Source organism: Lysinibacillus telephonicus (genome assembly GCF_003966145.1).
Classification (GTDB): Bacteria; Bacillota; Bacilli; order Bacillales_A; family Planococcaceae; genus Ureibacillus; species Ureibacillus telephonicus.
The window spans coordinates 1-13,242 of record NZ_RXNR01000092.1; the positions used below are offsets into that span (position 1 = coordinate 1).

Annotated in this window: 8 protein-coding genes; 3 read left to right on the forward strand and 5 right to left on the reverse strand. The window is 34.2% G+C overall.

The window, feature by feature from the left end; all coding sequences use genetic code 11:
* Positions 1 to 281: 281 nt before the first annotated feature.
* From EKG35_RS18905 to EKG35_RS18925, 5 genes are all read right to left on the reverse strand, one after another.
* Positions 282 to 551 carry a hypothetical protein gene (locus tag EKG35_RS18905; RefSeq protein ID WP_126296092.1) on the reverse strand — a complete coding sequence of 90 codons (270 nt, stop codon included), beginning with the start codon at positions 549 to 551 and terminating at the stop codon, positions 282 to 284.
* Between the two features lie 250 nt (positions 552 to 801).
* The gene (locus tag EKG35_RS18910; protein ID WP_126296093.1) at positions 802 to 3,036 is read right to left on the reverse strand and encodes an S-layer homology domain-containing protein; all 2,235 of its coding nucleotides are present in this window, start codon (positions 3,034 to 3,036) and stop codon (positions 802 to 804) included.
* A gap of 234 nt (positions 3,037 to 3,270) precedes the next feature.
* The gene (gene acnA, locus EKG35_RS18915) at positions 3,271 to 5,973 is read right to left on the reverse strand and encodes an aconitate hydratase AcnA (protein ID WP_126296094.1); all 2,703 of its coding nucleotides are present in this window, start codon (positions 5,971 to 5,973) and stop codon (positions 3,271 to 3,273) included.
* A gap of 217 nt (positions 5,974 to 6,190) precedes the next feature.
* Positions 6,191 to 6,745, reverse strand: coding sequence for a hypothetical protein (locus EKG35_RS18920; RefSeq protein ID WP_126296095.1), 555 nt, complete (start codon positions 6,743 to 6,745; stop codon positions 6,191 to 6,193).
* A gap of 21 nt (positions 6,746 to 6,766) precedes the next feature.
* Positions 6,767 to 7,600: a DUF2785 domain-containing protein gene (locus tag EKG35_RS18925; RefSeq protein ID WP_126296096.1), complete on the reverse strand. Its 834-nt coding sequence runs from the start codon at positions 7,598 to 7,600 to the stop codon at positions 6,767 to 6,769.
* Between the two features lie 262 nt (positions 7,601 to 7,862).
* On the opposite strand from EKG35_RS18925, the gene EKG35_RS18930 reads away from it, so the two are divergent.
* The 3 genes from EKG35_RS18930 (at position 7,863) to asnB (ending at position 13,069) form a co-directional block, all read left to right on the forward strand.
* Positions 7,863 to 9,785 (forward strand): right-handed parallel beta-helix repeat-containing protein, encoded by a 1,923-nt coding sequence (locus EKG35_RS18930; protein WP_126296097.1) that lies wholly within the window; start codon positions 7,863 to 7,865, stop codon positions 9,783 to 9,785.
* Positions 9,786 to 9,910: 125 nt separating this feature from the next.
* Complete coding sequence (yfkAB, locus tag EKG35_RS18935; protein WP_126296098.1) at positions 9,911 to 11,020, forward strand: radical SAM/CxCxxxxC motif protein YfkAB; 1,110 nt, start codon at positions 9,911 to 9,913, stop codon at positions 11,018 to 11,020.
* 180 nt (positions 11,021 to 11,200) lie between these two features.
* Positions 11,201 to 13,069 carry an asparagine synthase (glutamine-hydrolyzing) gene (asnB, locus tag EKG35_RS18940; protein WP_126296099.1) on the forward strand — a complete coding sequence of 623 codons (1,869 nt, stop codon included), beginning with the start codon at positions 11,201 to 11,203 and terminating at the stop codon, positions 13,067 to 13,069.
* The last annotated feature ends 173 nt before the right edge of the window (positions 13,070 to 13,242 follow it).

The window sequence follows — 13,242 nt, forward strand, 5'->3', positions numbered from 1 at the left end:
ACACCTTTTAATCCTGGAATATTCATGTTAAAATTCATTTGCACGTATCACCTTTCATTGCTTGTTTCTAGACAATTCAAGTATATAGAAATCGGTGATTACGTGCTTTTTTATTTATGAATTTTTTCAAACCCCAACAAATATTATAGAGCCACTTTTATAATAAAAAAATCTGCTCTTCTAAAAACTATCATGAGCAGATTAGTACTAATATTTTTTACGAACAGAGCTTTAATACAGCCCCTTCACTATCTATAAAATAATTGATACATAGTTAATAATTAATTATCCAACTCTGTATTATTAAATGTAACAGTTTCTCTTATGTTAGTAATGGAGTCTTTTAAAAAATAATAACTAATATTGCCATTGATTAATTCAACAAAAAATTCGATTTCTGCATGAGTGTTGATTGGCCATTTAGCAATTGCTAGTAATCCTTCTGGAGGAGGAACTTGTTTTAAACAATCCAATATTTTTGGATCATTGAAGTTTAAATAAAAGTAACGGCCATCTCGAAACTTTGCAAAAATGCTATATCTTTTCTTCATAATTCCTCCCTATACTTTTCTATTATCATATATATACTTATTTTATTTTAATTAACAGTATGTAAATTTTCCAATAAAAAATTTCTATAATATGTAATATTATCGTTTTTTCATGATGCATCATAAAAACTCACTTAAGGATGTAGAATAAACCGAGATCGTCATTTTAGACGATCTCGGTTCCTGAACTAAAATGAATATCAAATAGGTTATGAGCTATTTGATATAATCATTTTATTAGTACATAAAATTATTTTGCAACATCAACAATACGGCCTTCAACTGTTGGTGTAATATCACCAATTGATTTTAAATGTTCTACAAGGTTTTCCCAATCGGATAAACCTAAGTCTGTTACACGACCATCTGCATAGGCAACAGCAAACATATCATAGCCGTCGCCACCCTTAGCAGTAAATGCATTAGTAGCAATTGTGTAAGTTTTATCATCTTCAATTTGAACATCATTACCGCTTGCATCTTTATAAGTAATTGATACAATACGTTCTCCAGCAGGTTTTGAAGAATCGAATTCTACTTTAGTTCCTGTAGATACGTGTAGGAAACCTCCATTCTCATCTGGATAGCTGCCAACACTAACTTCAAATGCTGCCTTTAACTCTGCACCTGTTACATCCATAATCGCTAATGTATTACCAAATGGAAGTACAGTTATCGCTTCTCCAACAGTAATTGGTCCTTCGCCAATACTTGCACGAATTCCACCACCATTTTGTACAGCCATAATAACTTCTTTATTTGTATATTGTTTTGCTTTAGAAAGCATACCGTCAGTAATAATATTACCAAGTGCAGTTTCGTTCTTGCGGACACTTAATTGATCAGTATTTCCTTCATCAGATACACGTGGGTTTTCTAATGCAGAGATTGCACTTACACCGATTTCTTCATTTTGTACTGAATCTACCTGATCTTTATATGGTTTTAAAATTTCTAATGCTTTAGGATCATCCGCATAGTTTGCTAACTCTAATAATTTACCTTCGAAATCAACAACTACACCTTTATCATCAAATGTTACATCAAGTGTACCTAAGTAATCACTATATTGGTATGCTTGTACGATTAACGTTGCATCTTTTGCTTCACCCGTTGTATTTGTATCAACAACAACTGGTTCCTCTAATTTAGTATGACTATGACCGCCTACTATAATATCGATGCCTTCAACAGATTGAGCTAAAATTAAGTCATTATCATAGTCAGCACTGTCATCGTAACCAATATGAGTTAAAGCAATAATTTTATCCACACCTAAATCTTCAAATGCCTTTACCGCTTTCTCAGCTTCTTCAATATAATTCTCAAAAACGATGCTTCCTGGAGAAGAGATATCTTTTGTTTCAGCAGTTGTTAAACCAAAAATACCTACTTTCTCTCCTTCAATTTCTTTTACAATACCACTATAAATTTTTCCATTTTCAGGTTCACTAGAAATTAAATCATTAAATAATCCAGTAAACTTGGAGTCTTTTGAAAAATCAACATTTGAAGATACAAATGGGAAATTAGCTGCTTCAATAAAATCAACTAATGCTTGGTGGCCTTCAGGGCTTGATCCTAAATCAAATTCATGGTTTCCAAAAGTCATGAAATCATATCCCATATAATTTAGGAAGGCAAGGTCGGCTTGTCCCTTAAATTCATTAGAATATAGAGTCCCGCTATTTGCATCACCTGCATCTAGCAATAAAGCATTAGGATTTTCTGCACGAACTTCTTTTACTGCAGTAGCACGTTTTGGAGCATTTTCAACACGTCCATGTGTATCATTGCTGTGCATAATTGTTAAATCGAATGTAGCAGTATCAGATGTAGTCGTATCAGGTTCAGTATCTTTAACAGAGTTTAAAGCTCGTGTAATTAAAGTTACTGCTTGTCCACGAGTAACAGGTTTATTTAATGAAAATGTAGTTTCAGAAGTGCCTGTTGTAATACCATTATCGTAAAGGGCTTTTACAAATGGCTTATAGCTATCAGTTACATCAGTAAAAGGCAATTCTTCATTATTTTTTGGTTGTAATTCAAATGCTTGAGCAATTACTTTTGCCAATTGTCCACGTGTAATAACATTGTTTACTTTGAACGTATTATCGTCGTATCCACCAATAATTTTAGATTCTGCTAATGCTGAAATTGCTTTGTAATATTGATGTGATTTTGGAACATCAGTGAATTTAGGATCTGTAGCAGTTGCCCCATCAAGTTGTAAAACTTGAGCAATAATTTTAGCTGCTTGTCCACGAGTTAGAGATTCATCTGGTCTAAATGTCCCATCCGGGTAACCAGAAATTGCTCCTAATTCTACTAGTTGATTAATAGAAGCATAGTAAGAGGAAGATGTAGATACATCTTTAAATGAAATGGACTCCGCTTGAACAGGAGTTAATAGTAAAGCAGAAGCAACAATAGAAGATGCTACAGTTGCAGTGTAAATTTTGTTTCGATTTTTGTCAAAATTCATTCAATAAGCCCTCCAATATTATGGGAATTTAGAAACAGATTCCTATTAACTATTTTACAAGAAAGAATTAAAAAATACTAACTATTATAATGTTAAAATTATGTAATTTCTGAAAATAATTCTTTTGTACTATTTATAAAAATAAAAAAACAGGTTGAACATGTCAACCTGTTTTTTTGGACGGATAATTGTAAACTGAAAGTATTTTTCAGTGTACGATTACCTTCCCTATTATTATTCAGCTGCTTTTGCACGAAGTACCATTTGAAGGATACCACCATGACGGTAGTAGTCTACTTCTACTTCTGAATCGAAACGAGCTAGAGCTTTGAATTCTTTAACTGTTCCGTCTTCAGCTTTAGCTGTAACAGTTAAAATATCACGTGGTTTTACATCGTCAGTGATGTTTACAGAGATTTCTTCTTTACCTGTTAAGCCTAAAGTTTCTGCGCTTTCACCTGGCATGAATTGAAGTGGTAATACACCCATCATTACAAGGTTAGAACGGTGAATACGTTCGTAGCTTTGTGCAATAACTGTTTTAATACCTAGTAAGAAAGTACCTTTTGCAGCCCAGTCACGAGAAGATCCCATACCATAGTCGTTACCAGCTAATACAACTAAACCAGTGCCATTAGCTTGATATTTCATAGCTGCATCGTAAATGTACTCAACTTCACCAGTTGGCCAGTAAGTAGTGAATCCACCTTCTGTACCTGGTGCTACTTGGTTACGGATACGGATGTTTGCAAATGTACCACGCATCATTACTTCATGGTTACCACGACGAGAACCATAAGAGTTGAAGTCACGGATTGCAACACCGTTTTCTTGTAAATATTTACCTGCTGGAGTGTCTTTACCAATTGCACCAGCTGGAGAAATATGGTCAGTTGTAATAGAATCACCGAACTTAGCAATTACACGTAATCCATCAAGACCTTTGATTGCTTCAGGCTCTTTAGAAAGACCAGTGAAGAATGGTGGGTTTTGAATGTATGTTGATTTTTCATCAAATGTGTAAAGAGACTCAGTTGATGTTTCAATAGCATTCCATTTTTCGTTAGCAGTAAATACAGTTTCGTATTCTTTTTGGAATAGTTCACGAGTTACTACTCTGTTTAAAACTTCGTTAACTTCTTCAGTTGAAGGCCAGATGTCAGCGAAGAATACATCGTTGCCATCTTTGTCTTTACCTAAAGAATCTTTTTGTAGGTCGATATCTACAGTACCAGCTAAAGCGTAAGCAACTACTAATGGTGGTGAAGCTAAGTAGTTAGCTTTTACTAGTGGGTGTACACGACCTTCGAAGTTACGGTTACCAGAAAGAACTGAAGTAACGAATAAATCTTTTTCTTTAATAGCTTCTTCGATTTCTGGAAGTAATGGACCAGAGTTACCGATACATGTTGTACAACCATAACCTACAGTGTTGAAACCGATTTGGTCAAGGTAAGTTTGTAAACCTGAATCTTCTAAGTAACCTGTTACTACTTTAGAACCAGGAGCTAATGAAGTTTTAACCCATGCAGGTGGTTGAATACCTTTTTCTACTGCTTTTTTCGCAACTAAACCAGCTGCTAAAAGAACGTATGGGTTTGATGTATTTGTACAAGATGTAATAGCAGCGATTGCTACAGCACCTGTAGGCATTTCTACATCGCCATCTGCAAATTTAATTGTAGATGTTTTTGAGAATTCATCTTCAGTTAAACCGAATCCTTGTACGCCCATTGGAGCAGTAACAGCTTCATGATAACGAGCTTTCATTTCTGAAAGTGGAATTAAATCTTGTGGACGTTTTGGACCAGAAAGGTTTGGTTCAATTTCATCTAATTTAACTTCTAATACGTCTGTGTATACAGGCTCTAGAGCTGGATCGAAGAATAAGCTGTTTGCTTTTAAGTAGTTTTCTACTACTGCGATGTGCTCTTCGTCACGACCTGTTAAACGCATGTAGTTTAATGATTCTTCATCGATTGCGAAGAAACCACATGTAGCACCATATTCTGGAGCCATGTTTGAGATTGTAGCACGGTCAGCAAGTGGTAATTTAGATACACCAGGACCGAAGAATTCTACGAATTTACCTACTACGCCACGTTGACGTAATACTTGTGTTACTTTTAATGCTAAGTCAGTTGCAGTAGCACCGTTTGGAAGTTCACCAGTTAATTTAACACCGATAACTTCAGGAATTGGGAAGTATGAAGGTTGTCCAAGCATACCTGCTTCAGCTTCAATACCACCAACACCCCAACCAAGAACACCGATACCGTTGATCATAGTTGTGTGTGAGTCAGTACCTACTACTGAGTCTGGGAAAGTTTCAAAAGTGCCATCTTCGTTTTCTTTAACGTGAACAACTGGCGCTAAATATTCTAAGTTTACTTGGTGTACGATACCTGTTGCTGGTGGTACAGCACGGAAGTTATCGTATGCAGTTTGAGCCCATTTTAAGAAGTTGTAGCGTTCTGCGTTACGTTCGAACTCTAAATCCATGTTAGCTTGTAATGCTGAAGCATTACCATATTTGTCAACTTGTACTGAGTGGTCAATTACAAGGTCAACTGGAATTGCTGGATTGATTTTATTTGGATCTCCACCTAATTCTTTCATAGCTGAACGTAAAGAAGCTAAGTCAACTACTACTGGAACCCCAGTGAAGTCTTGTAATACTACGCGAGAAGGTTTGAATGGTACTTCACCTTCTGGATCTGCACCGTTGCCAAATTTTGCAAGGTTGTTTACATGTTCTTCTTTAATTACATAGTTGTCATATTGACGTAATACAGATTCTAATAATACTTTAATTGAGTATGGTAGGCGTGATACGTTCGCGATACCAGCTTCTTCAATCGCAGATAAACGGTAATAGTTATATGTTTTACCATTAACTTCGAATGACGAACGGCTGTTGTGTAAGTTGCTTGCCATTTGTGTACTCCCCCTAGTTAATAATTCGAAAAGGCTAACAAAGCTTCTTTTCTCCAATGACCATCATATCGTATTTATATACATAAGTAAATTACATTAATTTTATCTTTTGTGATAAGTTATTTTTATGACCTTGTAATTCACTCAGCAAAAATCAGTATATCCGAAGTTGCTAAAAAACAAAAGAAGTTATGCTTAAACTCTATTATCGCCAAAGCTAAATTGTTAAGTCACTTAGTATATTCCCGTCGTCATCCAGAACTTTAATGTTAAAGTGATTGTTTTCCTCTAATTTTGATCGTTCGATAAACCAAATATAGTATCCTTCAACCTTATACAGTTTTAATACATCCTCTGAAAGTGTAGATAAGTCGATCATGTCAGCATATTTTTCATTGACTTTTATTTTGACTTCTCCATTTGGTTTAATGAGTCCAAACAATATTTTACTGTCTGAATAGGCAGCCGTAATTTTATTTTCATCTAGTGGATCAGGTAAAGGAGAATATGAACCATCTCCTTCACTCCACCCTTTTAAATTTTTTATAACAACACCTGTACCAAAGTAATTGCCATTCGACAAAAAGAAGTATCGCTGTTCTTTTTCTGTTTTTGGTCCCTCAATCCACTCATAATCAGCGTCTGTTGGCAATGCTTCTTGGGGTGAATCCTTTCCATCACCCGAAAAGTGAACAAAATATAAATTGAATAAGTAACCTAATAATAGAATAGCAGCAACAAAATATATAATTCTTGTAAAACGACTTCGCATCTAATTAACCCTCTTTCGTTTTTACTGTTTCATCCATTTAGCAATAAATAATGAAACTACACCATTTAGCTGCGGCATTTTATTAGAGAATTTCAATGTGAAATATAATGTTTTCATAAAATGAAGTGTGTTTGTACGTGCTCTAAAGTATTGTGGAGTATAACCCACTTCCATTAAATAAAATTGCAACTTATCAAATACTTGTTCTACCCATTCAACTAAAATTTCTTCTGGAAAGTCATGAATCATTAATTTTTCAAAAATAGCTACTAACCGTTCTTCTTCATCATCAACAAAAACAGCTTCCTTCCAGAGACTATCCTTAATGCCTTGCAGAAGTTTTGGAGCAAGTCTTACATCGAATGATGGATGGCTTACTACCGCATTCGCTAAGTCCGCACCGTGTGCGATTGCATGTGCCCACCCCTGTTCTTCTCCAACAAAACCGCGCACATCCATTTCACTTATTAAATATGGCGTACAAGCTTCTAAGATATGGCAAGCTTCTTCGTTTGACAAAAAGTGCAGCTGACTATCAACACGGAGTAAAACAGAAAGCCATAAAGCAGAAAATGATCTAGTAAATACCGTATCCGTATGTCGTTCTCCAATTGAACAATATAAATAGTCTTTTCCATAAAGTGTGAGGGAAAGCTGCTTCATCTGTTCCATTGTCATTAATTGTTCCGATAATAATTCAATAAATAAACGATAATTTAATTTATCTCTAAGTTCATCATCTGGATGTCCAATATGTAAAAGCATGTTTTGCAGCAATTCATTGCCATTATTAACCATATATTGCTGACGTTCATTAATATTCATATTTAGTATTTCTAGTAATGTGTTTTTCAATTAAAAATCCTCCTAAAAATCAAACATATCGTTTCAATTGTAAACTTCGAATCACTATTTTACTAGGAAAGTATTCCACCCTCCTCTTTTTGTAAAGATTAAAAGTTAATCCTTATAAAAAAGGCACCTAATCCTACTTAAAAAGTATTCAGTATTCGTGGGTTCTTTTTTTGCAAGGTGTCTTTTTCTAATAATAACGATTAAGATTTTGATTTTTTAGTGAAAATAGGAATATTCACAAAGATTTAGGAGGGGCCCATTGATGGTAATATTAAAAGTTTTTTCAAAAATTTTTTCAAATAATAAAACAATACAACGGATGGTGCAAGGTTCAAAATCAGGAAAATTAATTCAGTTAAAACCAAAGAGATACAAGGAATCAATACGTTTTGAAAAAAATATGGTTCTTGCAGGCGATCAAAATGAAGAAACAGTTATTGAAGGATTAATTATTGTTCCCAAAAATGTATCAGTAACAATTCAAAATATAACAATTGCAGCAACAGCACAAATGTATATTGAAGGAGACGCGGTTCTAAATAATTGTCGTTTTATTGGAAAAAAAGCTGATGTACTCGTTACTGTAGATGGTGGTAAGTTAAATGCATATGCTTGTGTATTTGAGCAGGCAAAGGAAATGGCAGTATCAGTCATTAATAATAGTAAAGCGATATTTGAACATTGTACCTTCTCCAAAAACGGCAAGGTCCAAATTTTATCAGAGTCTTCTCAAATTTGCGTTGAGAAATGTACATTTTCTGAAGCAAAGCATGCATTTTGGATAAAAAACTACTCGCTTTTACAATCGAAAAACATCCATGTACATCATCATTTGAGTACCCAAATAATAGTTGAGGAATCCAAGTACTTTGATTATGAAAGTACAATCGAGCACGGAAAAGGCATTGGTCTACAAATATTACAAGCTGGAGAAGCATCGTTGCAATCGACACTTTTCCGCTCTAATGCCCTTTCCCAAATTTGCGCACACGGCGGCTATTTAACTGCAAGAAAATGTACGATTCAGAATGGAAATGATGTAGGAATATCCGTTCGAGACAATGGCGATGCACAGATTTCTTATTGTGATGTAGCAGATCATAAAAAAGCCAATGTTCAAGCTACAAAAAAATCACGAATGAATATAGAATTTTGTCATATAAATGGAGGCGAAGGATTCGGGATTCAAATTAGCAAAGAATCAATTATCAATATTCTAGAAACAGTAATTACCGGTCATCGCTCCACACAGTTAACAATTTCTGATCAATCAATCTGCTCCATTAAAAAAAGTAAAATAAAAGAAGGGTATCATGTAGGTATTTGCATCGAAGATTTCGGCAACTGTGCTATCGTAGAAAGTGAAATTACAAATAATGCAAACTCTGCTATTACAGTTTTCAAATCAGAATTAATAGTCTTTAAATCGGTATTAACTCAAAATGTCGGCAATGGCATACTAGCGATGTCAGATTCAAAAGTTGATGTAGATTCTTGTAAATTCTACGATAATGAAATGCCCCATATTGCATGTAAATCCAATGTTCATCTTTTAATTGCACAAAGTGAATTATTTAATGGAAAAAGTCTGTTTATAGTAAATGATTGCGAAGTGGTTGCGATAAATAGTCAATTTTATGATAGTCATAATGTACAAGTTGAAATTTGCGACCAGTCAACAGCAAGATTTGAGCATTGTCAAATATATAATGGCAATTCATATGGAGTAAAAGTGCTGCGAAACTCCAGCTTCTATTTATTTGATAGCCAAATTTTTAATCATGAGCTTTCACAAATAGTAGTAAATGACAGCTCTGTAATTTTGAAAAATAGCGAACTGTTTGATGGCTGTCGTAATGCCCTCTTTATACAAAATCATAGCGAAGTATATATTCAGGATTGTTTTATATCAAAACATATCCAGCATCAAATATGGGTTGATTTTGAGTCTATTGTCGATTTAAAAAGCGTACAATTAACAGATGGAAATCATTCAGATATTTTTGCGCAAAATCAATCATCTGTTTTTGTTTCGGATAGTATGATTCGGAACAATAAGTCTAGATATAATATTCAAGCTGTTAACTTTTCAAAAATCGAATTATCAAGAACGATAGTTGAAAATAAAGTTGGAGACGTCTATTACAGTGAAAATCATAGTTTTATAAAACAGTTAGATTTTTGATTATTCCGCTAGAAATTTGTTTCATTTACCCCGTTCACGGTAAAATGTTCTAAATGAAGCAAAAGTAGTTTTCGAAAAGATGTTTGTATGAGAAAATGAATTTCTGGAAAGGAAGATCGAAAACTATGACGACTTTAGAAAAAATTACACCGAAGTTTGACCCATGGGAAGCTTACTTAGATATAGAACAACACGGAAAATTAACTCTTAGTAATATAGAATTCACAACAACTACTTTATGTAATATGCGTTGTGCCCATTGTGCTGTAGGCTATACATTACAACCGAAGGATCCAGTAGGTTTGCCTATAGAGTTAATCTTAAAAAGATTAGATGAGATTCCTCATTTAAAAACATTAAGCATTACTGGCGGCGAACCGATGTTAAGCAAAAAATCTGTTGCTAATTATGTGAAACCCATTTTACAATATGCACATGAACGTGGCATCCGAACTCAGATGAATTCAAACTTAACAATTGACGGGGAACGTTATTTAGAAATTGCACCATATCTGGACGTGCTGCATATTTCTCATAACTGGGGTACGATTGAGGAATTCGTTGAAACAGGTTTTGCGATGATGGAACGGAAACCCACATTCAACCAACGTGCTGCCCTTTTTGATCGTATGATTGAAAATTCTCGCATGTTATCTGAACAAGGTGTTATGGTATCAGCTGAAACAATGTTAAATAAAAAAACTATTCCATACATCGAACATATACATCATCAAATTGTACACGAAATGAAATGTGCACGTCATGAAGTTCATCCAATGTATCCATCTGATTTTGCTTCTAGTCTTACTTCACTTTCATTAGAAGAAACGCGTGATGCAATTCATCATTTACTAGACATACGAGATGAATCTGTATGGATGCTCTTTGGCACGCTCCCATTTTACCCTTGTAGTCAAAGTGAAGAGGATTTAGCTTTATTAAAACGTTTACGTGATGCTAAAAATGTTACATTACGTAACGATCCAGATGGCCGTTCAAGATTAAATGTAAATATTTTCACAGGAGATGTTATTGTAACAGATTTTGGTGATACACCTGCTTTAGGGAATATTAAAACAGAATCGCTGACTGATGCATTTGATAAATGGCTTGACACTGATTTAGCAAAGTCGTTAAACTGCCATTGTCCTGCCGTAAAATGCTTAGGTCCAAATGTATTAGTTAAAAATATGTATTATCAAGATTCAAAGTTTAAAAGTGGTTCGGTAAAATAACTTTAATTTTTGAATAGATAAGATATTCTAATATATCTTATCTATTCTTCTTTTCTGTACTCTTTTACTAAACTATGAAAAGCTATAAATTATTCTAATAAAATAATTTAAATTAATTGTAACTTTTTTGTAATATAATCGTCATATTTACATCAGGAAAAAGTAAGGAGAATTATTATAATGTGTGGATTTACAGGATTTATAGGCGAAGTAGAAAATGCTTCTACTGTTTTAGAAAACATGATGAATCAAATTATACATAGAGGTCCTGACAGTGGTGGCAGTTTCATTGAAGGGAAAGCAGCTCTAGGTTTTCGCCGACTGAGTATTATCGATTTACACAACGGTTCGCAACCTTTGTATAATGAAGACCAATCGTTAGTATTAATTTTTAACGGTGAAATTTATAATTTTCAATTAATACGAGAAGACCTTATTTCAAAGGGACATATTTTTAAAACAAATACTGATAGTGAAATATTACTACATGGCTATGAAGAGTATGGAACGGATTTAGTAAAGAAACTTCGTGGTATGTTTGCATTTGTCATTTGGGATCGAAATAATCAAACACTATTTGCTGCTAGAGACCATTTTGGCATTAAACCTTTTTACTATGGTCAAATGAATGGAACTTTATTTTTCGGTTCAGAAATTAAAAGTTTTCTTCCCCATCCACATTTCGTGAAGGAACTTAATGAGCAGGCATTAAAACCATATTTAACATTCCAATATCCAGTGTTAAAAGAAACGTTCTTTAAAGGAATTTTTAAACTTCCAGCTGCTCACTACTTAACATATCAAAAAGGAAAATTAACTGTAAGTCGTTACTGGGAGCCACAGTTTAACCCTGAAGAAAAAGAGTTAGATTCCTTTGTTGAAGAGATAGATGATGTAGTTCGAGAGTCTGTAAAAGCACATACAATTGCAGATGTTAAAGTAGGTTCGTTTTTATCAAGTGGAGTCGATTCAAGCTATGTGGCATCAATTTTGCGTCCAGATCAAACATTTACAGTTGGGTTTAGTACAGAGAATTTTTCTGAAATAGACAATGCTAAACAATTATCCAATGAGCTTGGCATTGAAAATGTAAGTAAAGTATTAGATCCAATAGAATGTTTTAATGATCTAAATAAAATTCAATACATGATGGATGAGCCACACTCAAATCCATCGATTATTCCATTGTATTATTTAGCTCGCTTAGCTAGTGAGCATGTAACAGTTGTACTTTCCGGTGAAGGTGCAGATGAACTTTTTGGTGGTTATGATTTATATTCAGATACTCCAAATATGAAAAAATATAAAAATTTACCTGCTTTTGTGAAAGCATTTGGTTCACTCATCCCATCTATACTGCCAAATAGTAGAATTGCTCATTTTATTAAACGTGCCAATTCCACTGTTGAAGAAACGTTTATTGGACAAGCACGTATTTTTGAAGAAGATGAAGCGGCTGAAATTTTAAAATCAGATTTCTTGCAAGCACCTTCTGTAAAGGATATTGTGATGCCAATCTACGAAAAAGCTAAAGGATATGATGACGTAACAAAAAAACAATACCTTGATTTACATTTATGGTTAGTAGACGATATTTTATTAAAAGCAGATAAAATGTCGATGGCACATTCCATAGAACTACGCGTTCCTCTATTGGACCGCGAAGTGATGGATGTTGCATCAACACTTCCTACTCGCTTCCGTGTAAATGAACAAAATTCAAAATTTGCTTTTAGGAAGGCTGCGAACAGTACATTACCTAAGGCTTGGGCGAATCGTAAAAAAATCGGATTCCCTGTTCCAATTCGCCATTGGCTTCGTGATGAACAATTTGTTTCTCAAGTTCGTACAGCTTTTCTAAGCCAAACAGCAAATTCTTTCTTTAATCAAGATAAAATATTGCAATTACTTGATGAACATGTAGCTGGAGAACATAATCACCAACGTAAGATATGGACAATTTACATGTTCTTAGTTTGGTATGATGAATACTTTGTTAAATCAAATGAACAAGCTAACAAGGAATTACCTAAACCATTATCAGTGTAATAATAATGAACAAGCCGAAAAATCCTTCAAGTGGATTTTTCGGCTTGTTTTGTTGTATAAATGAAAACCCCCTGCTATGCAGGGGGTTCCGGAAAGCTTATAGCTATGGACATAAAAAAAACTCCAGTCGTACAATAAAGTCAGGTCTGGTCAACCGACTTCGTACGAAAGGA